25 protein-coding genes and 1 pseudogene are annotated in these 24764 nt (G+C 44.9%); 21 read left to right on the top strand and 5 right to left on the bottom strand.

All coding sequences use genetic code 11. The features are described 5' to 3' along the window. Nucleotides 1–93 precede the first annotated feature (93 nt). The 3 genes from pstA to phoU all read left to right on the top strand — a co-directional run bounded on the left by pstA (nt 94) and on the right by phoU (nt 3395). Nucleotides 94–1803: a phosphate ABC transporter permease PstA gene (gene pstA, locus AB4249_RS19260; RefSeq protein WP_050619859.1), complete on the top strand. Its 1710-nt coding sequence runs from the start codon at nt 94–96 to the stop codon at nt 1801–1803. Further along, nucleotides 1804–2622 (top strand): phosphate ABC transporter ATP-binding protein PstB, encoded by an 819-nt coding sequence (gene pstB / locus AB4249_RS19265; RefSeq protein ID WP_009848269.1) that lies wholly within the window; start codon nt 1804–1806, stop codon nt 2620–2622. 74 nt (nt 2623–2696) lie between these two features. Further along, complete coding sequence (phoU, locus tag AB4249_RS19270) at nt 2697–3395, top strand: phosphate signaling complex protein PhoU (protein ID WP_004735072.1); 699 nt, start codon at nt 2697–2699, stop codon at nt 3393–3395. Nucleotides 3396–3404: 9 nt separating this feature from the next. Here phoU and AB4249_RS19275 read toward each other — a convergent pair. The 3 genes and pseudogenes from AB4249_RS19275 to AB4249_RS19285 form a co-directional block, all read right to left on the bottom strand. Beyond that, nucleotides 3405–3668: pseudogene (locus tag AB4249_RS19275) on the bottom strand (hypothetical protein); the annotation flags it as partial. 142 nt (nt 3669–3810) lie between these two features. Next, nucleotides 3811–4554, bottom strand: a complete 744-nt coding sequence (locus AB4249_RS19280; protein WP_372104468.1) for a copper homeostasis protein CutC — start codon at nt 4552–4554, stop codon at nt 3811–3813. 311 nt (nt 4555–4865) lie between these two features. Next, nucleotides 4866–5474: a peroxiredoxin C gene (locus AB4249_RS19285; protein WP_017062526.1), complete on the bottom strand. Its 609-nt coding sequence runs from the start codon at nt 5472–5474 to the stop codon at nt 4866–4868. Nucleotides 5475–5683: 209 nt separating this feature from the next. Between AB4249_RS19285 and AB4249_RS19290 the strand changes: the two genes are divergently transcribed. After that, on the top strand, nt 5684–6589 hold the full coding sequence (locus AB4249_RS19290) for a hydrogen peroxide-inducible genes activator (RefSeq protein WP_017062525.1): 906 nt from the start codon (nt 5684–5686) through the stop codon (nt 6587–6589). 69 nt (nt 6590–6658) lie between these two features. Here the strand turns inward: AB4249_RS19290 and AB4249_RS19295 are convergent, their stop codons facing one another. After that, nucleotides 6659–7105: a CBS domain-containing protein gene (locus AB4249_RS19295; protein ID WP_017062524.1), complete on the bottom strand. Its 447-nt coding sequence runs from the start codon at nt 7103–7105 to the stop codon at nt 6659–6661. 334 nt (nt 7106–7439) lie between these two features. On the opposite strand from AB4249_RS19295, the gene queA reads away from it, so the two are divergent. From queA to secF, 5 genes are all read left to right on the top strand, one after another. Further along, the gene (queA, locus tag AB4249_RS19300) at nt 7440–8492 is read left to right on the top strand and encodes a tRNA preQ1(34) S-adenosylmethionine ribosyltransferase-isomerase QueA (RefSeq protein ID WP_017062523.1); all 1053 of its coding nucleotides are present in this window, start codon (nt 7440–7442) and stop codon (nt 8490–8492) included. Nucleotides 8493–8687: 195 nt separating this feature from the next. Next, nucleotides 8688–9824, top strand: coding sequence for a tRNA guanosine(34) transglycosylase Tgt (gene tgt, locus AB4249_RS19305; protein ID WP_017056177.1), 1137 nt, complete (start codon nt 8688–8690; stop codon nt 9822–9824). A gap of 110 nt (nt 9825–9934) precedes the next feature. Then, nucleotides 9935–10264: a preprotein translocase subunit YajC gene (gene yajC / locus AB4249_RS19310; protein WP_010440492.1), complete on the top strand. Its 330-nt coding sequence runs from the start codon at nt 9935–9937 to the stop codon at nt 10262–10264. 20 nt (nt 10265–10284) lie between these two features. Next, nucleotides 10285–12141, top strand: coding sequence for a protein translocase subunit SecD (gene secD, locus AB4249_RS19315; RefSeq protein ID WP_102320714.1), 1857 nt, complete (start codon nt 10285–10287; stop codon nt 12139–12141). 14 nt (nt 12142–12155) lie between these two features. Then, entirely contained in the window at nt 12156–13103 is a 948-nt protein-coding gene (secF, locus tag AB4249_RS19320) for a protein translocase subunit SecF (RefSeq protein ID WP_017062837.1), read from the top strand. A gap of 300 nt (nt 13104–13403) precedes the next feature. On the opposite strand, the gene suhB is transcribed toward secF, so the two are convergent. Then, nucleotides 13404–14207, bottom strand: a complete 804-nt coding sequence (suhB, locus tag AB4249_RS19325; protein WP_017062836.1) for an inositol-1-monophosphatase — start codon at nt 14205–14207, stop codon at nt 13404–13406. Nucleotides 14208–14388: 181 nt separating this feature from the next. On the opposite strand from suhB, the gene trmJ reads away from it, so the two are divergent. From trmJ to AB4249_RS19385, 12 genes are all read left to right on the top strand, one after another. Continuing rightward, the gene (trmJ, locus tag AB4249_RS19330; protein ID WP_017062835.1) at nt 14389–15117 is read left to right on the top strand and encodes a tRNA (cytosine(32)/uridine(32)-2'-O)-methyltransferase TrmJ; all 729 of its coding nucleotides are present in this window, start codon (nt 14389–14391) and stop codon (nt 15115–15117) included. Nucleotides 15118–15233: 116 nt separating this feature from the next. After that, on the top strand, nt 15234–15755 hold the full coding sequence (iscR, locus tag AB4249_RS19335; protein WP_017079865.1) for a Fe-S cluster assembly transcriptional regulator IscR: 522 nt from the start codon (nt 15234–15236) through the stop codon (nt 15753–15755). Nucleotides 15756–15782: 27 nt separating this feature from the next. Next, nucleotides 15783–16997 carry an IscS subfamily cysteine desulfurase gene (locus AB4249_RS19340; protein WP_010440514.1) on the top strand — a complete coding sequence of 405 codons (1215 nt, stop codon included), beginning with the start codon at nt 15783–15785 and terminating at the stop codon, nt 16995–16997. 33 nt (nt 16998–17030) lie between these two features. Beyond that, nucleotides 17031–17408: a Fe-S cluster assembly scaffold IscU gene (gene iscU, locus AB4249_RS19345; protein WP_004735094.1), complete on the top strand. Its 378-nt coding sequence runs from the start codon at nt 17031–17033 to the stop codon at nt 17406–17408. Between the two features lie 98 nt (nt 17409–17506). Next, nucleotides 17507–17830, top strand: coding sequence for an iron-sulfur cluster assembly protein IscA (gene iscA, locus AB4249_RS19350; protein WP_010440519.1), 324 nt, complete (start codon nt 17507–17509; stop codon nt 17828–17830). Between the two features lie 84 nt (nt 17831–17914). Next, nucleotides 17915–18430 (top strand): co-chaperone HscB, encoded by a 516-nt coding sequence (hscB, locus tag AB4249_RS19355; protein ID WP_010440522.1) that lies wholly within the window; start codon nt 17915–17917, stop codon nt 18428–18430. 22 nt (nt 18431–18452) lie between these two features. Beyond that, a complete protein-coding gene (gene hscA / locus AB4249_RS19360) occupies nt 18453–20303 on the top strand; it encodes a Fe-S protein assembly chaperone HscA (RefSeq protein WP_372104471.1) in 1851 nt (616 codons plus the stop codon). Nucleotides 20304–20323: 20 nt separating this feature from the next. Then, the gene (fdx, locus tag AB4249_RS19365) at nt 20324–20662 is read left to right on the top strand and encodes an ISC system 2Fe-2S type ferredoxin (RefSeq protein WP_010440525.1); all 339 of its coding nucleotides are present in this window, start codon (nt 20324–20326) and stop codon (nt 20660–20662) included. A 134-nt stretch (nt 20663–20796) separates the two neighbouring features. After that, nucleotides 20797–20997, top strand: a complete 201-nt coding sequence (gene iscX / locus AB4249_RS19370; protein ID WP_004740335.1) for a Fe-S cluster assembly protein IscX — start codon at nt 20797–20799, stop codon at nt 20995–20997. 206 nt (nt 20998–21203) lie between these two features. Continuing rightward, a complete protein-coding gene (gene pepB / locus AB4249_RS19375) occupies nt 21204–22499 on the top strand; it encodes an aminopeptidase PepB (protein ID WP_017062517.1) in 1296 nt (431 codons plus the stop codon). 106 nt (nt 22500–22605) lie between these two features. Next, the gene (gene ndk, locus AB4249_RS19380; RefSeq protein WP_016797173.1) at nt 22606–23040 is read left to right on the top strand and encodes a nucleoside-diphosphate kinase; all 435 of its coding nucleotides are present in this window, start codon (nt 22606–22608) and stop codon (nt 23038–23040) included. A 441-nt stretch (nt 23041–23481) separates the two neighbouring features. Then, entirely contained in the window at nt 23482–24624 is a 1143-nt protein-coding gene (locus AB4249_RS19385) for a bifunctional tRNA (adenosine(37)-C2)-methyltransferase TrmG/ribosomal RNA large subunit methyltransferase RlmN (protein WP_017062516.1), read from the top strand. Nucleotides 24625–24764 lie beyond the last annotated feature (140 nt).

Here is a 24764-nt window from a genome sequence, read left to right on the forward strand (position 1 = left end):
ATGTGTATCAATGGCTTTTAGTGGCTTGACTAGCGTGTCTCTTGATCTTTGCAGCTCCTTGATTTCAGCACGCCAAGAGCAAGGTCGATCATGATGAATAAACTGAAGTCATTATTATCTTGGGTTAAATCGGGCTCTCCGTGGATCTGGCTTACGGGCGGGGCGGTGAGCATCAGTATGCTTTCTGTTCTTGGCCTAATGCTGCTGATTGGTTGGAAGGGCTTAACCTATTTTTGGCCCGCACCTTTGTATCAATGGCAAGTTGACTCCAAAGACTTATCGCTAGTGGTCGATCTTGACGAAACCGTATCAAAACAAGATGTATTGGTTGGTCAGTTATATGAACGAAAATACATCCCGATAGAGCAAGTTCCACAAGTCCATGACCTTTTGTCTCCTCAAAATTTGTCGACTGGGCTGATACAGCGCTTAAGCATCAAAGTTGCTAACAGAGAACTGTACCCTGCGGACTTTGTTTCTATTCTGGATGTTAACTTACGTGAACCCACTACCCCGCTAGATTGGGTTGTGATTGAACGAAGTCGAGGTGGTTATTTCTTTGGTAAGCCGGTGGGTTTTAAAACCGCTTCTGGCACCTTTGATTCGAACATAGACCAAAAGCTCGAACAAGGCTTGGCGTTCGCTGATACGTTACGTAAAGAAACGTCGCGTGTCGTGAACCAAGAAATTCGCAATATCAGCTGGCAATTGGAAAACCTGCGCTTAGAAAAGCGTAAGCTTGAACTCAATGAGTCAGTGAGTGATGAATACCTTACAACCTATACTCAAACTAAACTGGAATTAAACCGCCAGTTAGGTGAAGCCGAAGTTAAGCTTGAGCACCTTAGAACGCAACTTAATGTCGAAAGCTTGCTGGTTGAGGATATGACAGGCGAGCTGGTCGAGATCTCGCTCAGCCACATTCTGGATTATTGGTACCCAAATAATATGTCTTACCTAGAAAAGGTTGGGCACTGGGGCAAACAAGTTTGGAAGTTCTTATCAGAGAACCCACGAGACTCAAACTCTGAAGGCGGTGTGTTTCCTGCTATTTTTGGCACAGTACTTTTGGTTATTCTCATGTCGATCGTCGTGATGCCTCTTGGGGTAGTCGCTGCGATATATCTTCATGAATACGCAAAAAACAACGCACTAACACGTTTAATTCGTATCGCCGTGATTAACTTGGCGGGTGTACCGTCGATTGTGTATGGCGTTTTTGGTTTAGGCTTTTTCGTCTATACCATTGGTGGCTCGATTGATACGTTGTTCTATGCAGAGCGATTGCCAGCACCGACATTTGGTACGCCGGGTCTACTTTGGTCAGCACTAACCTTAGCGGTCTTGACGCTTCCAGTCGTTATCGTAACCACGGAAGAGGGCTTAACGCGTATTCCTAGTGCAGTGAGGCACGGTTCATTAGCGCTTGGTGCGACTCAATTTGAGACGCTTTGGCGCATTGTTTTACCGATGGCAAGCCCAGCGATTATCACTGGTTTAATTTTGGCAATCGCGAGAGCCGCGGGGGAAGTTGCACCACTTATGCTGGTGGGTGTTGTTAAATTGGCATCTAGCTTGCCAGTCGATGGTCAGTTTCCGTATTTACACTTAGATAGAAAGTTCATGCATTTAGGCTTTCATATCTATGATGTTGGTTTTCAAACCTCTAATATCGAAGCGGCACGACCTTTAGTGTATGCGACTTCATTTTTATTGGTTACGGTGATTGTTGGGTTGAACTTAACAGCCATCAATATCCGTAATAACTTGCGTGAAAAATACCGAACCTTAGGACAAGATTAGATGTTCTCGATTAATGAAACCTTGGGTTACCAAGCACCACTTGATGTTCACAATCTGAAGGATGAGCAAATTGCTATCTCGATCGAAGGGCTAAATCTTTACTATAAAGAGAGCCAAGCACTTGATGATATCTCGATGCAGATCCCGAAGGGGCAGGTGACGGCGTTTATCGGCCCTTCTGGCTGTGGTAAGTCGACTCTGCTGCGCTGCATTAATCGCATGAACGATCTTGTTGAAGGCTGTAAGGTTTCCGGGAAAGTGAAGCTTCATGGCAAGAACGTCTATCACCCTAAGGTGGATGTTGCGACCTTACGACGCCGTGTTGGTATGGTATTCCAGCGTCCAAACCCTTTTCCTAAATCTATCTATGAGAATGTGGTTTATGGCTTGAGGCTACAAGGCGTTAGCAACAGCCGAGACCTTGATGATGCGGTTGAACGCTCTCTGCGCGCTGCTGCGTTATGGGATGAAGTGAAAGATCGGTTGCATGAGAATGCTTTTGGTTTATCTGGCGGTCAACAGCAGCGTTTGGTTATCGCTCGTGCGGTTGCGATTGAGCCTGAAGTGCTGTTGTTAGATGAGCCGACATCGGCACTCGATCCGATTTCTACTTTGACGATTGAAGAGTTGATCAACGATCTCAAAACGCAATACACAGTGGTGATTGTTACCCACAACATGCAACAAGCCGCGCGTGTGAGTGACCATACTGCTTTTATCCATATGGGGAAGTTGATCGAGTACTCAGATACCGATTCGATATTTACTTCGCCATTGAAAAATCAAACGGAAGACTACATTACTGGTAGATATGGCTAACCTCTACAGAGGCGTCATCTAGAGCTAAGTCACTCTACAAAAACGGCTTTATTCATTTCTTTTAAGGAGCTGACATGCATTTTGGTCGCCACATCTCAGGACAGTTTAATGTCGAATTAGAATCGATCCGTACACACGTATTAACCATGGGTGGATTGGTAGAGCAGCAGTTGTCCTTTGCGATGCAAGCTCTGCATAAAGATGACGCGGAACTGGCCAAGAAAGTGATTCGTGATGACCACAAAGTGAATGCGATGGAAGTTTCAATCGATGAAGCATGTACTCGTATTATTGCGAAGCGTCAGCCGACCGCAAAAGATCTGCGTTTGATTATGGCGATCATCAAAACCATTACCGACTTAGAACGTATTGGCGATGTTGCCTCTAAAATTGCTCAAGGCGCGATCGAGATCCCTTCGACCAAAGAGCAAAAATTTCATGTCTCATTAGAGCCTCTTTGTCGTCAGGCAATCACCATGCTTCACCAAGTATTAGATGCGTTTGCTCGTATGGATGTCGATGCTGCGGCAGAAGTTCACAAACTTGATGATAAGTTGGATGCGGAATACGAGGCAGTCATTCGTCAGTTAATGACGTATATGATGGAAGATCCTAAGAACATCCCAAATATTTTACAGGTGATGTGGTCAGCTCGTGCGATTGAGCGAGTGGGAGACCGTTGCCAAAATATCTGCGAATACATTATTTACTTTGTGAAGGGTAAAGATGTACGTCACCTAGGCGATCAAAGCCTTGATGACGCACTCAAATAGAGCTTATCTTTAGAAGCTAATTATTGCACCAAGATTGAAATTGACCGTTGTGTCGTAAGGCACAAAGGTTTTGTTGTGATCAAAAATATTCATATCAACACCAGCACGTAATCCAAGCATTGGTGTCGCTTGGTAAACGTAGGCCCCGCCTAGGCTTATACCATGTGTTGTTTTCTCTTCTACTTCGCCTGAGCGCGTTTTCGTACCGTCATAACTTGCCACACCAATCTCAGCCTGAAAGCCGTGGCTTTGGTTTCTTCCAAACATGTTTTGGTTCGTAACAGGTTTAAATCAAGAGAGCTGAATAAGTCTTTAGCCATATCTATCCATGAAAGTTTTCTGCGCTATTAAATCTAATATACGTCAGTTAGATTAGTCAGCGAGGTTCTCTGGATTTATGCTGGCGACTATTGCCCTAAGCGGTGAGGGCGGCTCTCACATCAGATATCTTACTCGCATCTGTCACTGGGATCTGATAATCATCAATATTATCACTGCCCATTTGAGCACTTGAGTTGTTTTCCATTAGACTCGGCCTTGTCGATTTACCTGAAAGGTGAAGAGCAGGTACTTGGGTAGCGCTTTGAATCATTTTGGCATTCGCAGCGTTAACGCCAGCCCCCGCCATGATATCAATTCGTCCATCGGCTTGTTTGACCATTGCAGCCAATACATCGATACCTTGCTCAGCATTAGCAGCAAGCCCTGATGTCAGGATTCTTTCACATCCAAGCGTGATGACCTGTTCTAATGCTGCTTGGAAATCAGAGCTTTGATCGATGGCTCTGTGGAAGGTAATCCCAAGCTTTAACGAGTGTGCTTTGTCAGCCAGTTGTTGCATCTTTGGCATATCAATACTTCCGTTCGGCGCTAACACACCAAGGACGACCCCATCCAATCCTGCATTTGCACAAGCTTCAATATCTTCAAGCATACAGAGCATATCGTCATCATCGAAAATAAAGTCGCCTTGTCTTGGGCGTATCATAGCGTAGACCGGAACCGACGAAATTATTGCCGCTTGCTTCATCATTCCGAAGCTTGGAGTTAATCCGCCAAGTGCTAATGAAGAGCAAAGCTCAATTCGATTCGCGCCACCAGATAGTGCGGTATGAAGAGATTCTAAGTTATCGATACAGACTTCAATTTCGGTGTTCATCGTGTTTATCCGTTCAAAAAGATACTGATGAAATAATAGCAATCTAGGTGTGATTCTGAATAGATGGGGATAAGGGAAAATAGAGGTAAAGTTTAGGTTTATCGCTACCTCAATTATCTATTACAAGAGTCAGTCTAGGGGAGCGAGGAGAGGGAAAACAAAAAGCCCGAAGCGTTAACTTCGGGCTTTTAATAGGACTTTACTTCTTAACTGATTGGCGGTGCGCTTTGCGCTATTAGCTTATGCTTTATGTCTCTTTAAAGAGAATCTTCCAACCATTAACCCGCGTTGAGTTCGGGCTTAAGAGGTAATTACTTGCTTAGGTCGTCAGCGTGCTCAGATAGGAATGCTGCAACACCTTTTGGAGATGCGTCCATACCTGATTTGCCTTCTTCCCATTGTGCAGGACAAACTTCACCGTTCTTCTCGTGGAAGTTTAGTGCGTCTACCATGCGTAGCATTTCGTCGATGTTACGACCTAGTGGAAGATCGTTAACTACTTGGTGACGTACAAGACCGTCAGCGTCGATTAGGAAAGAACCACGGAAAGCAACGCCTGCTTCTGGGTGCTCAACATCGTATGCTTTGCAGATCTCGTGCTTAACGTCAGCAATTAGAGGGTACTTAACTTGACCGATACCGCCATCAGCGATAGCAGTGTTACGCCATGCGTTGTGAGAGAATTGAGAATCGATTGAAACACCGATTACTTCAACGCCTTTAGCTTGGAAATCTTCTAGACGGTTGTCGAAAGCGATTAGCTCTGAAGGACAAACGAAAGTGAAGTCTAGTGGGTAGAAGAAAACTACAGCTTTCTTACCTTTAGTGAATTCTGCGAAGTTGAAGTTATCAACGATCTCACCGTTACCTAGAACAGCTGCTGCAGTAAAGTCAGGGGCTTGACGACCTACTAGTACCATTTGGAATCTCCTAAAAAATTAGTTGGCCCAACACATCTTTGTTTGGGCTCCGTTTCTACGGGACAAACTATAGTACAATCGGTACTATAGAAAAAAGCGAATTAAATAGATTAAGTTAATCGAAAAAAGCGATGAGCTTAATCTTTGCCCAGTCCTTAGGTCTTAGGACCTTCGTGTAACTTATCCTACTCATATTACAAAGTAATTTCATGAATAAATGGCCAAGTCTTAAGCAACTTCACTATCTTGTTACTCTTCACGAAACTCGTCATTTCAGTGATGCCGCAGATCGCTGTTTCGTCAGTCAATCTACGCTAAGTAAAGGCATTCAAAACCTAGAAGAACTGATTGGTTGCCCGCTTTATGAGAAGAAAGATAAAAAGAGCCCGCTAGTTTTCACGCAAGCAGGTGAGCTGGTGGTCAAGCACGGTCGAGAGCTACTAGCGAAAGGACAAGATCTCGTAGAGCTTGGAAATCTATGTAACGGGGATGCGATGCAAGGGCAGCTGCGAGTCGGGTGTATTCCTACTATAGCGCCGTTCCTTTTGTGCGATTTGGTACAGGAAGCCAACCAGCGCTTTCCACAATTAAATTTGCTGTTACGTGAAGACACAACGACCAACCTATTGGCTGCGCTGCGTCATGGAGACTTAGATGTGCTGATTCTGGCTTTGCCTGTCGATATCGACAATATGGAAAGCCAAGTTGTTGGGCAAGACCCTTTCCGGATGGTGATCAGTCGCAATCAAGCTGATGGTATTCGCGTTCCGATTAAATACGATGACCTGCCAGACGAATCTGTATTTTTGTTGGAGAACGAGCATTGCTTAACCGAGCATGCTGTGTCGGCTTGTAAGTTAACGGATAAAGAGAAGATCAACCCGTTCACTGCGACGAGCCTTCACACATTGGTGCAAATGGTGGCCAATGGTTTAGGAACCACCTTTATTCCGCAAATGGCGATCGACCACGGTTTATTGGAAAACCAGAATCTCGTTGTGATCGATCCTCCTGGTCAGCAGGCCTACCGAGATATTGGCCTTGTCTGGCGACCAAGCTCTTCGCGTCGTGAGACATTCCATCAATTAGCGGATGTGGTATCTGAGCTTCTATAATAATCCGCTGCGACAACAATCCCTCTGAGCGGCTGAATTGGCCGCTCTTCTTTATATCAATTCCGAGCGTTACTCTACTTCTGCTTCTTCTGGCTCTACTTCTTCTTGCAGCTCCAGTAAATTGATCGCTATCGTGACAAAATCGCTGTCTGTAATAATGCCTACTAGTTCGTGGTTTTCTACGACAGGTAAACAGCCCACTTTATGTTTCTGCATGTAGATAGCCGATTCTTTTAATCCTGCACGCGGCTCTACCGACATAACACTTTTGTGCATGATGTCGTTGAGGGGAGTAGCAAGAGTAAAAGATTGAGCTTGTGGGATGTTTTGTAGGCTGGATTCTTGAGCGGCGAGAACGTCTCGTTGTGTGACGACACCTAGTAGTTGCCTGTCGGAATCGACGACCGGAATATGGCGGATATCAAGTGCTTCCATCATGTGCTTAGCATCGGCCAGTGAGTGTGAGCGCAATAGGGTATGAGGGTTGCGAGTCATCATATCTTCAACCTTGATCATACGAACCTCCTTCTTTTTTATTTGTTGCTATTACTATAGTTTTTTATCCAAAAAATAACTGAGATCTGACGCATTCTTGGGTGAGTTTTATGCAACTAATTCTTTAGCTTGAGGAGGTGAATCAGTCGCATTATTTTACGCCTCTTTACAATAATCCAGTGCTGTAAACCTTGCTATTGCGGCTCGTGTGCCTATACTAGCCCACTGCGAAATTTTTAGTCGTGTTTGCGATGTGTTTCTGGTAACGATTGACTTACCGTAACGATTATCCAGCAACTACGATTTATGATTCGTCAACGGCACAAATCTCATCAACTAAGACAAGACTAGACACATGCAAGTTTCAGATTTTCACTTTGACCTACCAGATGAACTCATTGCTCGCTACCCTCAAGAGGAGCGTACAGCAAGCCGCCTGCTTAAATTAGATGGCAACAGCGGTAACCTAGCTGATGGTTCGTTTAAAGACGTTTTAGACTTGGTTGAGCCAGGCGATCTTGTTGTTTTCAATAACACTCGAGTGATTCCAGCTCGTGTATTTGGTCGCAAGGCATCAGGCGGTAAGCTTGAAGTGCTGGTTGAACGTATGCTTGATGAGAAAAGCATTCTTGCGCATGTTCGTTGTTCTAAATCACCGAAGCCGGGTACCAAGTTGTTCCTTGGTGAGAACGATGAATATGAAGCTGAAATGGTGGCGCGTCACGATGCGTTATTCGAAATCCATTTCACATCTGATCAAAGCGTTTTAGAGATTCTTAACAGTGTTGGTCACATGCCACTGCCTCCTTACATCGATCGTCCTGATGAAGATGCAGATAAAGAGCGCTACCAGACTGTCTATAATGAAAAGCCCGGTGCGGTTGCAGCGCCAACAGCAGGCCTTCACTTTGATGACAAGCTAATGGCTGACATGAAAGAAAAAGGTGTTGAGTTTGCTTACGTGACGCTTCATGTTGGTGCTGGTACGTTCCAGCCAGTAAAAGTTGATAATATTAACGATCACCACATGCATGCTGAGTACGTTGAAGTGCCGCAAGAAGTGGTTGACGCCGTAGCTGCAGCAAAAGCCCGTGGCGGCCGTATTATTGCTGTTGGTACAACATCAGTACGCTCACTAGAAAGTGCAGCTCAAGATGCATTGAAGAAAGGCACTGAGCTCGTTCCTTTCTTTGGTGATACAGAAATCTTCATCTTCCCTGGCTATGAATACCAGTTGGTGGATTGCTTGATTACCAACTTCCACTTGCCAGAATCAACACTGATTATGTTGGTGAGTGCATTTGCAGGTTACGACAACGTGATGGGCGCATACGATCACGCAGTGAAGAGCGAATATCGTTTCTTCAGCTACGGTGATGCCATGTTCATCAATAAGAAAACAAGCTAATTTAAGCTAGTTATAAACGATATACATTAGAATTTACGGGTGCTAGCAGTAAGCTAGGAGTCGGGCAGGGTGTCTGTCTAATCTCTCGCAAGGAATACGCGACCGCTCCTCATAGAACCCACTAGACTGAACTTTTGTTTGGCCTAAGGTTCTGAATTAACAGTCAGATTGTTTCTCTGGCATATTGGAGGCTTCGTGAAATTAAAATACGAACTTAAAAAAACTAATAGCGGCGCACGTCGTGGTCAACTTCAGTTTGAACGCGGTACCGTTGAAACCCCAGCATTCATGCCTGTAGGTACTTACGGTACTGTTAAAGGTATGACACCTGAAGAAGTAAAAGACACAGGTGCTGAAATCCTATTAGGTAACACATTCCACCTATGGCTACGTCCTGGTCAAGAAATCATGAAAATGCACGGTGACCTGCACGATTTCATGAACTGGCACGGTCCTATCCTGACTGATTCAGGCGGCTTTCAAGTATTCAGCCTAGGTGCAATGCGTAAAATCACTGAAGAGGGTGTTCATTTCCGTAACCCTGTAAACGGTGACAAGATCTTCATGGACGCTGAGAAGTCTATGGAAATCCAAAAAGATTTAGGTTCAGACATCGTAATGATCTTCGATGAGTGTACGCCTTACCCAGCGACACACAAAGAAGCAAAAGACTCAATGGAGATGTCTCTTCGTTGGGCTGAGCGTTCACGTAACCACTTCGACAAACTTGAAAACCCGAACTCACTGTTCGGTATCGTTCAAGGTGGCGTGTACGAAGACCTTCGTGATGTATCCGTTAAAGGCTTAACTGAAATTGGTTTTGACGGTTACGCAGTAGGCGGCCTAGCAGTAGGCGAACCAAAAGAAGATATGCACCGCATTCTTGAGCACACATGTCCTCAACTGCCAGAAGATAAGCCACGTTACCTAATGGGCGTAGGCAAACCGGAAGACTTGGTTGAAGGTGTTCGTCGTGGTATCGACATGTTTGACTGTGTAATGCCAACGCGAAATGCACGTAACGGCCACCTGTTTGTGACTGAAGGTGTGATCAAGATCCGTAATGCGAAGCATAAAACCGATACAACACCACTAGATTCAGAGTGTGACTGTTACACTTGTAAGAACTACAGCAAGTCGTACTTACACCATTTGGATCGTTGTAACGAAATCCTAGGTGCTCGACTGAACACGATTCATAACCTGCGTTTCTATCAACGAGTAATGTCAGACATTCGTCAGTCTATCGATGAAGACCGCTTTGAAGAGTTCGTTGCAGAGTTCTACGCAAGAATGGGGCGTGAAGTGCCACCACTAGGTAAAGAATCTTAGTATTTCTTTTTTGCGAGCCCTATCTCTCTTCCGAGTGATGGGGCTTGAAAATAAAGGGATGCGACCCAATTAGACAAACAATTACGAAAATATAATAGAGGATGTTTTAAATGTTTATTTCTCAAGCTCACGCAGCAGCAGAAGGTGCACCAGCAGGCGGCGGTTTCGAAATGCTTATCATGCTAGGTATGTTCGCTGTGATCTTCTACTTCATGATCTACCGTCCACAAGCTAAGCGTGTTAAAGAGCACAAGAACCTTATGTCTTCTATGGGCAAAGGCGATGAAGTTCTTACAAGCGGCGGCCTAATCGGCAAGATCACTAAGATTGCAGAAGACAGCGACTACGTTGCTATCGAACTGAATGCAAACAACGAAGTAGTTATCAAGAAAGACTTCGTTACAGCAGTGCTACCAAAAGGTACTCTGAAATCTCTATAAACAGCTAGAGGATCCTCGCTGTGCTAAACCGTTACCCGTTATGGAAGTACCTGATGGTGGTGTTTACTATCGCCATCGCTGCGTTGTACGCACTTCCGAATATATACGGTGAAGATCCGGCAGTTCAAGTTACAGGGGCGCGCGGCGCCTCTGTAGATATGTCTACGCTGGATGCTGTCACCAATGCTCTTGAAGCTGAAAACCTTTCTACTAAATCCGTTGCTCTAGAAAACGGTTCCATTCTTGTTCGCTTTAACGATACAGACTCTCAAATTAGTGCTCGTGATGTCATCACTGAAGCATTAGATGAAGACGTAATCGTTGCTTTAAACTTAGCTGCTTCAACTCCTGATTGGCTTGAATCTATTGGTGCTGCACCAATGAAGCTTGGTCTTGACCTACGTGGTGGTGTTCACTTCTTGATGGAAGTGGATATGGACGCTGCGATGCAAAAGCTGGTTGGCCAACAAGAAGAAGCGTTCCGTAGCGAACTTCGTGAAGAAAAAATCCGTTACCGTGCAATTCGCCCATCTGGTAAAGATGCGGTTGAAGTGATTCTACGTAACGCCGAGCAGCTTGCTGAAGCGAAATCGCTACTGCAATCTAAGCACCAAGACATGACGTTTGTAGATTCTGAATCTAATGGTCGTTTTTCTTTGGTTGCTAGCTTCACAGAGGCTCGTCTTCAAGAAATCCGCAACTATGCGGTAGAGCAAAACATTACCATTCTACGTAACCGTGTTAACGAACTTGGTGTTGCTGAACCTTTGGTTCAACGTCAAGGCTCTAGCCGTATCGTAGTGGAATTGCCTGGTGTTCAAGACACGGCTCGCGCTAAAGAAATTCTTGGTGCTACCGCGACGCTTGAGTTCCGTGAAGTGGATAGCAGTGCTGACTTAGCCGCTGCCGCTTCTGGTCGTGCCCCTGCGGGTAGCGAAATCAAGCAAGATCGTGATGGTCGTCCTGTGGTACTTAAGAAGCGCGTTATTCTAGGCGGCTCAAGTATTACTGATGCAAGCTCAAGTGTTGATGAATATGGTCGCCCTCAAGTTAACATCTCGCTAGACAGCGAAGGTGGCAGCAAGATGTCTGCGTTCTCTCGTCAGAATATCGGTAAGCTAATGGCGACGGTATTTGCAGAGTACAAAGACAGCGGTCGTAAAACACCTGAAGGCCGAGTGATCTTGAGTAAGCACGAAGAAGTGATTAACCAAGCGACGATTCAATCTGCACTTGGTCGTAACTTCCGTATTACTGGTATTGATTCAACAGCTGAAGCTCATAACTTGGCACTTCTACTTCGTGCTGGTGCATTGATTGCGCCTATCTCGATTGTAGAAGAACGTACCATTGGTCCATCTATGGGGCAGCAAAACATCGATATGGGTATCATGGCGATGGTTTGGGGTATGGCTGCGGTTATGTTATTCACGCTGCTTTACTACCGTAGCTTTGGTCTGATTGCGAACGTTGCGCTAATGGCTAACTTGGTGTTGATTATCGGTGTGATGTCGATGATCCCGGGGGCTACCATGACCCTGCCAGGTATTGCCGGTATCGTATTAACGGTCGGTATGGCGGTCGATGCGAACGTTCTGATCTTTGAGCGTATACGTGAAGAGCTTCGAGATGGACGCAGTCCACAACAAGCGATTCACCAAGGTTACGCGAACGCATTCAGCACAATCGCCGATGCCAACATCACCACACTACTAACAGCAATCATTCTATTTGCTGTGGGTACGGGTGCTATCAAAGGCTTCGCGGTAACGCTGTCTATCGGTATCTTGACTTCAATGTTTACAGCTATTATCGGAACACGTTGTATCGTGAACCTGATGTATGGCGGCAAACGCGTTAAAAAACTGTCGATCTAAGGCTAGGAATTAATATGTTTCAGATTCTAAAAGCAGACAAAATGATCGACTTTATGCGTTGGTCAAAGGTTGCCTTTGTTTTTTCTATCTTGATGATTGGTACTGCTATCTTCACCCTAACAACGAAATCGTTGAACTGGGGTCTAGATTTTACTGGCGGTACTCTGATTGAAGTTGGTTTTGAACAACCGGCACACCTTCCTGATATTCGTAGTGCACTAGAAGCCGAAGGCTTTGGTGATGCAACGGTACAGAACTTCGGTTCAGCTCGTGATGTGATGGTTCGTTTACGTCCACGTGATGGCGTAGCGGGCGAAACGCTTGGTAACCAAATCCTTTCTGCTATTGAGAATGGTACTGGTGAGCAAGTTGAAATGCGTCGTATCGAGTTCGTTGGTCCTAACGTGGGTGACGAATTAACAGAAGCGGGTGGCCTTGCTATTCTAGTTTCTCTTATCTGTATCTTGATCTACGTATCAGTGCGATTTGAATGGCGTTTGGCTGCGGGTGCAGTATTAGCACTGGCGCACGACGTTATCATCACTCTGGGTGTGTTCTCTCTAATGCAAATTGAGGTCGACCTTACCATCGTAGCAGCCTTGCTAACGGTCGTCGGTTACTCCCTCAACGATACCATTGTTGTATTCGACCGTATCCGTGAGAACTTCCGTAAGATGCGTAAGGGTGAAGCACCTGAAGTACTGAACAGCTCAATCACACAAACATTGAGCCGTACATTGATCACTTCTGGTACCACGTTATTCGTAGTTATCGCACTGTTCGTTCAGGGCGGCGCTATGATTCACGGCTTCGCGACTGCACTTCTACTGGGTATTACGGTTGGTACTTACTCTTCTATCTACGTTGCATCTGCACTGGCTATGAAGTTAGGTATTACGCGTGAACACCTAATGCCACCACAAGTGGACAAAGAAGGTGAAGAGTTTGACGAGATGCCTTAGGCCTTGGCTTAATAAGTTTCGCTAAACCAAAAAAACCGCTAGGCAACTAGCGGTTTTTTTACGTCTGTATTCTAGGGAAGCTCAATACAATTTAGCGTTGAAGTATGTTGAACTTCATTTCACTAAGAGACATCCTGATCGTATCTCGTATCTCGTATCTCGTATCTCGTATCTCGTATCTCGTATCTCGTATCTCGTATCTCGTATCGCAGATACAAAAAAGCCTCGCTATAGCTATATAGCGAGGCTTTGGAATTTTTATGCGCCCTTAAAATAGGGAGCGTTAACGTAAGGTCTGAATTACTTCAGCATACCTTCGTTAGCGTTCTCACGAACGTGCTTAAGAATAGACTTAACACCACGTGCGCTTGAAGCAACAACATTACCAGAAGTCATGTAATCAGTACCGCCGGCAAAGTCAGTCATGATAGCACCAGCTTCACGAGCGATTAGATCGCCAGCTGCTAGATCCCATGGCTTAAGGCCAAGTTCTAGGTAACCATCAACACGGCCAGCTGCTAGGTAACATAGGTCAAGAGCAGGAGAACCTGTACGACGGAAATCAGCACAGTCGATGAATAGACCAGAGATGATCTTCATGAAAGATTCAGAGTGTTGTTTTTGCTTGAATGGGAAACCAGTCGCTAGAACAGTACCTTGAAGGTCTTTTAGTTGAGTAACACGCATACGAGCGTTGTTAAGTTGAGCGCCAGCGCCACGTTGAGCTGTGAATAGCTCGTTTAGCATTGGGTCATAAACACAAGCAACTTCTGTACGACCGTTCATGCGAACAGCGATAGATACAGAGAAGTGAGGGAAACCTTTTACAAAGTTGTTGGTGCCATCCAGTGGGTCAACGATCCATTGTACATCAGAGTCTTTACCTTCAGTCAGGCCTTTCTCTTCAGAAATAATGCTGTGCTCTGGGTAAGATGCTTTGATTGTCTCAATGATCATGTACTCAGCTTCTTGAGCAATGTTAGTAACGTAATCGTTGTTACCTTTTAGAGACGATTCGATCTTATCAGTTGTTTCTAGAGATTTAGCAATATGGTTGCCAGCTTTACGCGCAGCGCGTATCGCAATGTTTAGCATTGGATGCATATGGTTTTTCCCACAAGATGTTAAAGAACAATTTAAAGCGGCGGCGAGTATACCAAAGTTTTACCAAAAGGGAAGTGGTTATTTTTTGAACTCTTGGTTTCACATTACGCGAAGGGTCTGACCATTTTACTTTGCTATGTGTTAATATCTCGCGATTATTTTTAAAGTGGTGTCATATAGCATGTTAGACAATGTAAAAGTCGTTCTGGTTGGTACGTCTCATTCGGGAAATATCGGATCAGCAGCTCGCGCAATGAAAGTGATGGGTTTGAGTCAATTAGTTCTTGTAGACCCTCAATGTGAAGTTGACGAGCAGACCTTAGCACTGGCTGCGGGTGCAGGTGACATCGCAGAAAACGCGACTATCGTTTCTACATTAGACGAAGCCGTAAAAGACTGTGGTTTGGTGGTTGGTTCGAGTGCACGTTCACGTACGCTTGAATGGCCAATGCTTGAGCCTCGTGAGTGTGGACAAAAGTTTGCGATTGAAGGTCAAAAGCACCCAGTCGCATTAGTGTTCGGCCGTGAACGTACTGGCTTGACTAACGATGAGCTTCAGAAGTGCCACTTCCATGTATGTATCCCAGCTAACCCTGAATACAGCTCGCTAAACCTAGCAATGGCAGTGCAGACTCTGAGCTACGAAGTGCGTGTAGCTCACCTTGATATGGTCGCTAGCCAATATCAGCCACAGCAACAAGATGAGTACCCTCGTCACGAAGAACTAGAAATGTTCTATGAGCACCTTGAAAAAGTGATCATTGATACCCAATTTATCTCTAAGGATAAGCCAGGTCAGGTGATGAATAAACTACGTCGTCTGTTCAGTCGAGCTCGTCCAGAGTTGCAAGAGATCAACACTCTACGCGGCATTTTGACTTCAATTGAGAAGAGCAAAAACGACAAATAAAAACCACACAAACCCTAAGGGTGAATACTTGACTAAAATAGTCAACTAAATACTTGACCAATTTAGTCAGGTATGGGAAGATTCCAACCACATAAACAATGTGGATTCGGTGTGATATGAAACTTACATCTAAAGGAAGATATGCGGTAACAGCTATGCTAGATGTAGCACTGCATTCGCAAAAAAGCCCAGTTCCTCTGGCTGATATTTCAGAGCGACAGGGCATCTCATTATCTTACTTAGAACAGCTATTTTCTAAGTTACGTAAAGCTGGCTTAGTTGCTAGTGTTCGTGGTCCTGGCGGTGGTTACCGTTTAGGTGCTGAAGCGAGCGACATCGCTGTCGGAACTGTAATTGCTGCAGTAGACGAATCAGTTGATGCAACTAAGTGTCACGGTCGAGCAGATTGCCAAGGTGGTAGTCGTTGTTTAACTCACACTTTATGGCGTGATTTAAGCTCCCGAATCAGCAGTTTCTTAAACGACATTACGCTCGGTGAGCTAATGAAAGATAACGAAGTTTTACAGATTTCTGATCGTCAAGATATTGATCTTGCGGTTAATAATGGTTTTGCACATAAAAATACGAGCACTACAACGATTAGTGCAGCACCTCACGGTGTTAATGCCCGCTCTTAGCGGTCAGTTTTTACATTGGAGTAGAAAATGAAACTGCCTATTTACTTTGACTATTCAGCTACATGCCCAGTCGATCCACGTGTTGCTGAAAAAATGGTTCAGTGCATGACGATGGACGGTAACTTCGGTAACCCTGCATCTCGTTCACACCGTTACGGCTGGCAGGCAGAAGAATCAGTAGATAATGCTCGTGAGCAAATTGCCGATCTACTAAATGCAGACCCACGTGAAATTGTTTTCACGTCAGGTGCTACAGAGTCAGACAACCTTGCTATCAAAGGTGCAGCGCACTTTTACGAGAAGAAAGGTAAGCACGTAATCACGTGTAAAACAGAACATAAAGCGGTTCTTGATCCATGTCGCCAACTAGAGCGTGAAGGTTTTGAGGTGACTTACCTTGAGCCTGAAGCAAACGGCATCATTGATTTAGACAAGCTACAAGCAGCAATGCGTGAAGATACGGTTCTTGTTTCTATCATGCACGTAAACAACGAGATTGGTGTAATCCAAGATATCTCTGCAATCGGCGAATTATGTCGTTCACGCAAGATCATCTTCCACGTTGATGCGGCTCAGTCTGCGGGTAAAATCCCACTAGATGTAAAAGAGATGAAAGTTGACCTTATCTCTCTTTCTGCACACAAAGCATACGGCCCTAAAGGCATTGGTGCTTTGTACGTTCGTCGTAAGCCACGTATTCGTCTTGAAGCACAGATGCACGGTGGAGGTCACGAACGTGGTTTCCGTTCTGGTACGCTTGCTACTCACCAAATCGTGGGTATGGGTGAAGCTTTTGCTGTCGCTAAACAAGACATGCAGAAAGATTATGACCACGCACTAGCACTTCGCGAGCGTCTATTGAAAGGGGTTCAAGATCTAGAAGCAGTAACGGTAAATGGCGACTTAGATCAACGTGTACCACATAACCTAAACGTGAGCTTTGCTTTCGTTGAAGGTGAATCTCTGCTTATGTCTTTAAAAGACTTAGCGGTATCATCAGGTTCTGCATGTACATCAGCGAGTCTTGAGCCTTCATACGTTTTACGCGCTCTTGGCTTAAACGATGAACTGGCACACAGCTCAGTACGTTTTTCATTCGGCCGTTTCACTACGGAAGAAGAAATCGACTACGCGATTGCACAAATCCGTGTAGCAGTAAATAAATTACGCGACATGTCTCCTCTATGGGATATGTATAAAGAAGGGATTGATTTGAACACTGTTGAGTGGGCTCATCACTAATCTCACGGAAATAGAGGATTCGAGGTAACTATCATGGCATATAGCGAAAAAGTAATTGATCACTACGAAAACCCACGTAACGTAGGTTCGTTTGATAAAGAAGATCCAAGTGTAGGTAGCGGCATGGTTGGCGCACCAGCTTGTGGTGACGTAATGAAACTGCAAATCAAAGTATCTGCAGAAGGTATTATTGAAGACGCAAAATTCAAGACTTACGGTTGCGGTAGCGCAATCGCTTCTAGCTCACTAGTCACTGAGTGGGTTAAAGGTAAAAGTATTGATGAAGCAGCTGCTATTAAAAACTCTGAAATCGCAGAAGAGCTAGAGTTGCCACCAGTGAAAGTTCACTGTTCAATTCTTGCTGAAGATGCAATCAAAGCAGCGGTTGCGGATTACAAAAAGAAGCACTAATCGTTTCTACAACGTAATCACTTCAAAAAAGTAATATTTGGGAGCACCCTTTGTGCTCCCCCTGAGTTCTCAATTTATATAAAACACAAGGTTGTAGTATGGCCATCACCATGACAGATACGGCAGCAAGCCGAGTTCAAGCTTTCCTAGATAACCGAGGTAAAGGTATCGGGTTGCGCTTAGCGGTAAAAACTACTGGCTGTTCGGGTATGGCGTATGTACTGGAATTCGTTGACGAGCTCAACGAAGAAGACGAAGTGTTCGAGCATTCAGGTGTTAAGGTCATCATTGATCCAAAGAGCCTAGTTTACCTAGACGGTACTGAGCTTGATTACGTAAAAGAAGGCCTAAACGAAGGTTTTGAATTCAACAACCCTAACGCGAAAGGCGAATGTGGTTGTGGTGAGAGCTTCAATGTATAAACGCCTCAATCGTTGAGCGTTTATAATGAGCGAAGAATAAAATTAGGCTCTAAGTAAAGAGCCTAAACTTAGGACCACCGTTACATGAATCATTTCGAATTATTTGGGCTACCACTTCAGTTTCAACTGGATGGTAGCCTTCTTTCTTCTCAGTTTAGAGATCTGCAACGCCAATTCCACCCTGATAAATTTGCCACGGCTTCTGAGCGAGATCGCTTGCTGGCTGTGCAAAAAGCTGCGCAAATCAATGATGCGTACCAGGTGTTGAAAAATCCAGTCAGCCGCGCTGAATACCTGTTAGTTCAACATGGTGAGGATATTCGTGGTGAGCAGCAGACTATGCAAGATCCTATGTTCCTGATGGAGCAAATGGAATTGCGTGAAGAGCTGGAAGATATCGCCGACAGTTCTGATCCTGAAGATGCTTTGTTTGCATTTGAAGGAAAGGTTAGCAAAATGTATAAACAACAATTAAGCGCTATCCAACAAGAACTCGACAGCGAAGCTTGGTTAGAAGCTGCAGACCGAGTAAGAAAGCTTAAGTTTATTGCAAAATTAAAGAATGAAATCGAGTTAGTTGAAGATCGTTTGATCGGCTAGTTCGTATAACAAGGACACATCCATGGCACTACTTCAGATTGCAGAACCAGGGCAAAGCGCCGCTCCTCACCAGCACAAGCTTGCAGTGGGTATTGATTTAGGTACAACAAACTCATTGGTTGCGTCAGTGCGCAGTGGTGAGGCAAGCACGCTTGTTGATCAACAAGGTCGCAGTATTCTCCCTTCCGTTGTTCACTATCAGTTAGAGTCGTACACCACTGGTGATGAAGCGCGTGTAAATGCACAAACTGATCCTAAAAATACCATTATCTCAGTTAAGCGATTAATCGGTCGTTCACTGTCAGATATTCAACAGCGATACCCATCTCTGCCATATCAGTTTGAAGAAAGTGATAATGGCCTGCCTGTGATTAACACAGCGCAAGGAAATAAGAACCCAATTCAAGTATCTGCAGATATTCTTCGTGCACTCGGTCAACGTGCTGAGTCGACGTTAGGTGGTGAATTGGCTGGTGCCGTGATTACCGTCCCTGCGTACTTTGATGATGCACAACGTGCAGGTACCAAAGACGCAGCGCAACTTGCTGGTCTTCATGTGTTACGTCTTCTTAATGAACCCACTGCAGCCGCGATTGCTTATGGCTTGGATTCAGGTAAAGAAGGGGTAATCGCTGTTTATGACTTAGGCGGTGGTACGTTTGATATCTCTATCCTACGCCTGTCTAAAGGTGTCTTCGAAGTTTTAGCAACCGGTGGTGACTCTGCATTAGGCGGCGATGACTTTGACCATTTAATTGCGGATCATTTCCAAGAGCAAATGGGCTTGTTAGAGCTGACAGCAGAACAGAACCGTATTCTTCTAGACGCAGCAACAGAAGCGAAGATTGGCTTATCTGAAGCTGAAAGCGTTAATGTTGAAGCACTAGGTTGGTCTGGCTCTTTAACTCGTGAAGAGTTCGAAGAGATCATCAAGCCACTAGTTAAGAAAACGCTGCTTTCGTGCCGCCGAGCACTGAAAGATGCGGAAGTTGACGCGGATGAAGTACTAGAAGTCGTGATGGTAGGTGGTTCAACTCGTACCTTACTTGTTCGTGAAATGGTCGGTGGCTTCTTTGGTCGTACTCCATTAACCAGTATTAACCCTGATGAAGTGGTTGCGATTGGCGCATCGATTCAAGCGGATATCTTAGTTGGCAACAAGCCTGACTCTGAGATGCTGCTATTGGATGTTATCCCTCTGTCACTGGGTATCGAAACCATGGGTGGCTTAGTCGAAAAGATCATCCCTCGTAATACCACGATCCCAGTTGCTCGTGCACAAGAGTTTACCACGTTCAAAGACGGTCAAACTGCAATGACAGTACACACCGTGCAAGGCGAGCGTGAGATGGTTGATGACTGTCGTTCACTGGCTCGATTTGCTCTGAAAGGCATCCCGCCGATGACTGCAGGTGCTGCTCATATTCGTGTTACTTACCAAGTGGATGCTGATGGCCTGCTATCGGTTACTGCAATGGAGAAGAGCACTGGCGTTCAAGCTGAAATCCAAGTTAAGCCTTCTTACGGTCTAAGCGACAACGAAGTGGCTAGCATGCTGAAAGATTCGATGACGTTTGCAAAAGAAGACATGCAAGCGCGTGCTCTTGCTGAGCAACGCGTAGAAGCGGATCGCGTTATCGAAGGCCTTATCGCTGCAATGCAAGCCGACGGTGACGAGCTACTTGATGAGCAAGGCAAACAACAACTTGTTCAAGCGATTGAAGCACTGATTGAAGTGCGTAATGGCGACAACGCTGATGCTATTGAACTAGAAATTAAGAATACCGACAAAGCGAGCCAAGACTTTGCTTCTCGTCGTATGGATAAATCAATTCGTGCTGCACTGTCAGGTCAGTCAGTCGATAATATTTAATAGTTAGAGAATAGATAAACATGCCAAAGATTATTGTTTTACCTCACGAAGATCTATGTCCAGAAGGCGCTGTTTTAGAAGCAAAAACTGGTGAGACGGTTCTTGATGTTGCACTGAAGGCCGGTATTGGTATTGAACACGCATGTGAGAAATCGTGCGCATGTACAACATGTCACGTTGTGATTCGTGAAGGTTTTGATTCTTTAGAAGAGAGTGATGATCTAGAAGACGACATGCTAGATAAAGCATGGGGCTTAGAGATGGAATCTCGCTTGGGTTGCCAAGCTAAAGTGGCTGATACGGATCTTGTTGTAGAGATTCCAAAGTACACGTTGAACCTGGCTTCTGAAGACCATTAAGAACCTGTTCTCAGTCATGGCTAATACAGCGATGACTGAGAGAGTTATTGCTTAGACAAACATACTAAGAAAACTGGCCTAGAATATAGATCATAAAGGTGACAGAGCGTCGCTGATAAATATAAGGAAGTGTTATGAGCTTGAAGTGGATTGATTCGCGAGATATCGCAATTGAGCTATGTGATTTGTACCCTGATACTGATCCTAAAACGGTACGTTTTACCGATCTGCATCAATGGGTGCTAGACCTTGAAGAGTTCGACGACGAGCCTAACCACTCGAATGAGAAAATCTTAGAGGCTATTATTTTGTGCTGGATGGATGAGATGGATTAATCCTCTTGTCTAATGATTTGGTCGCGGGTTGGTATCAGTCCAATATAAAACGCAGCCAAGTTAACAATTCTTACTAAAAAAAGCGGACCTTATGGTCCGTTTTTTTATCAAAATGACATTTTCCTCCTACATAATGCTAACATCAGTGAGCTAATAAAAAATAATCAGAATCACACTCTCGAAGTGGTTCATGACAAGGAGAAATCATGTCTACACAGATGTCAGTATTTTTAAGTCAAGAAGCTGCCCAGCCTCAGTGGGGAGCAAGAGCTATTTTATCGTTCTCAGAAGCGGGAGCGACAATTCACATTGGTGAAGGCCACGATCTAGGCGCAGTTCAACGTGCGGGTCGTACGCTTGACGGACAAGGTATCGCATTCGTTTCACTTCGTGGTGAAGGTTGGGATCTAGAAAGCGTTTGGGCTTTCTACCAAGGCTACCGTGGACCAAAGAAAAAGAATGCATTGGAATGGGATGCACTTTCAGAAGCCGATCAAACTGAGCTTGAAGCTCGTATTCGCGCAACTGACTGGACGCGTGACATTATCAATAAAACCGCTGAAGAAGTGGCACCTCGTCAACTTGCGACAATGGCTGCAGAATACATCAAGTCAGTGGCACCAGCGGGCACTGTTAAAGCGAAGATTGTTAAAGACAAGGATCTACTAACCGAAGGTTGGGAAGGCATCTACGCGGTAGGTCGTGGCTCTGAGCGTACATCAGCAATGCTGCAACTGGACTTCAACCCAACAGGCGATGAAAACGCACCTGTATTTGCCTGTTTAGTCGGTAAAGGTATTACGTTCGATTCGGGCGGTTACAGTATCAAGCCAGGCCAATTCATGACAGCGATGAAAGCTGACATGGGTGGCGCAGCAACGATTACTGGTGGTTTAGGTCTTGCGATTGAACGCGGTCTTAACAAGCGCATCAAGCTTATTCTATGTTGCGCAGAGAACATGATCTCTGGTCGCGCATTGAAGCTTGGCGATATCATTACCTACAAAAACGGTAAAACAGTTGAGATCATGAACACTGATGCGGAAGGTCGCTTAGTGCTAGCTGATGGCCTGATGTACGCAAGTGCACAAAGCCCTGAGCTGATCATCGACTGTGCAACGCTAACAGGCGCGGCTAAAAACGCATTAGGTAACGACTACCACGCACTATTAAGCTTCGATGATGAGTTGTCTCACCAAGCGCTAACAGCGGCAAACCAAGAGAAAGAAGGCTTATGGCCACTGCCTCTTGCTGATTTCCACCGTGGTATGTTGCCTTCAAACTTTGCTGATCTTTCAAACATCAGCACAGGCGATTACACACCGGGTGCAAGTACAGCAGCGGCATTCCTTTCTTACTTTGTAGATGATTACAAAAAAGGTTGGATTCATATGGATTGCGCGGGTACTTACCGTAAGTCAGCAAGTGACAAGTGGGCGGCAGGCGCAACGGGTATGGGCGTTCGCACACTGGCTCGTCTTCTTATCGACCAAGCAAAATAATAATAAGGGTGAGCGGTATTTTGTGCCGCTCATTCATAAAGCTCAGATCGAAAGATCTCAGTAATTTCAGTATTTAATAACAAAAAAATGAAGTGAAGGAATCCCTATGGCTCTAGAAAGAACGTTCTCAATTGTTAAGCCGGATGCAGTTAAGCGTAACCTTGTTGGTGAAATCTACCACCGTATCGAAAAAGCAGGCCTAGAAATTATTGCTGCTAAAATGGTTCGTCTTACTGAAGAGCAAGCGAGTGGCTTCTACGCTGAACATGAAGGCAAAGAGTTCTTCCCAGCTCTTAAAGAGTTTATGACTTCTGGTCCTATCATGGTTCAAGTGCTTGAAGGCGAAAACGCTATCGCTCGTTACCGTGAACTTATGGGTAAAACAAACCCAGAAGAAGCGGCATGCGGTACTATCCGTGCTGACTACGCAATCAGCATGCGTTACAACTCAGTTCACGGCAGCGACAGCCCTGAGTCTGCAGCTCGCGAAATCGAATTCTTCTTCCCAGAATCTGAAATTTGCCCACGCCCAGCTCAATAATCGGCACTGCAAATTATTCTAAAGGCTTCACCTCGGTGAGGCCTTTTTTGTAAGTGGATTTTACGCTCTCGATAATCAATTTAGTCGTCATTCTCGAAAGCGACGAAGGAGCGTAATCGGGAATCTGTTTTTGTTATTGGAGATTCCAGATACTTCGTTCCTCAGTTCTGGAATGACGGGGAACTTTGGAGCAACCATCTCGTGGTAAATATTATCGAGCAATTGGTGATTATTTACGTCATTCCCGAAAGCGACGAAGGAGTGTAATCGGGAATCTTTGTTTAAATTGGGTAATCTCAGGCCGATAAATACAATTGTTCAAATTTTAATCGCTTAAGTTTGAATGTCTTAATAAACACAGGGTTTTACAATGCTTGTTGAAGTTGCGTAAAGCCTGTACAATTCGCGCCCTTAATTATTGTTCCGTCATTGAGAGGCATCATGACCACAGCTAAAGTCAATCTACTCGATTTTGATCGTAAAGGTCTTCGTAAATTTTTCACAGAAGAACTGAATGAGAAAGCGTTTCGAGCAGAGCAAGTGATGAAGTGGATTTATCACTTCGGTGTCGATGACTTCGAACAAATGAATAACATCAACAAAAAGTTACGTGAGAAACTTCAACGTCGCTGTGAGATTGTTGCACCTGTTGTTTCTGAAGCTCAACACTCTTCAGATGGCACAATTAAATGGGCGATGAGCGTTGGCGACCAAGACGTTGAAACGGTATACATCCCAGATGGTGACCGTGCGACGCTATGTGTATCTTCACAGGTTGGTTGTGCACTTGAATGTAAGTTCTGTTCTACAGCTCAACAAGGCTTCAACCGTAACCTAAAAGTTTCAGAGATTGTTGGCCAAATCTGGCGCGCATCTCGCGAAATCGGCCTAGAAAAAGAAACCGGTCGTCGTCCAATTACTAACGTTGTAATGATGGGTATGGGTGAGCCTCTATTGAACATGAAGAACCTAATGCCATCATTAGAAATCATGCTTGATGATCTAGGTTTCGCACTGTCTAAGCGTCGTGTAACCGTATCAACTTCTGGTGTTGTTTCTGGCCTTGACCAAATGACAGACAACATCGATGTCGCATTGGCTATTTCTCTACATGCGCCAAACGATGCACTACGTAGCCAAATCATGCCGATCAACGACCGTTGGGATATCCAAGACTTCCTAGCATCTGTTCGTCGTTACATTGCATCTTCAAATGCTAACCGCGGTAAAGTAACGGTTGAGTACGTGTTATTGGATCATGTGAATGATGATATGGACCACGCACGTGAACTTGCTGAGCTAATGAAAGAGACGCCTTGTAAGATCAACTTGATTCCATTCAACCCTTACCCGGGGTCGCCTTATAAGAAGCCAAGCAACTCTCGTATTGATCGCTTCCAAAAAACGCTGATGGAATACAACTACACAGTAACCGTTCGTAAGACTCGTGGTGATGATATTGATGCCGCGTGTGGTCAGTTAGTCGGTGATGTGATTGATAGAACCAAGCGTACTAAAATGCTTAAAGCAGCCTCTGAAGCGAACTTGATTGCCGGTGGTGTGATTGAAGTAAAAGCGGTATAAAACGCGATTAGAAACTAAACAAGCCAGAAGTCTTACTTCTGGCTTGTTGCTTTTCTGGGGTGCAGTTTTTGATTTTTTGGACTTCTTGCCCACGCTTTCTTACATTTTTCGTCAAATTTTGGACAAAACCATGAGCTGAC

The organism is Vibrio sp. 10N.261.55.F4, from assembly GCF_041470465.1.
GTDB lineage: Bacteria > Pseudomonadota > Gammaproteobacteria > Enterobacterales > Vibrionaceae > Vibrio > Vibrio crassostreae_C.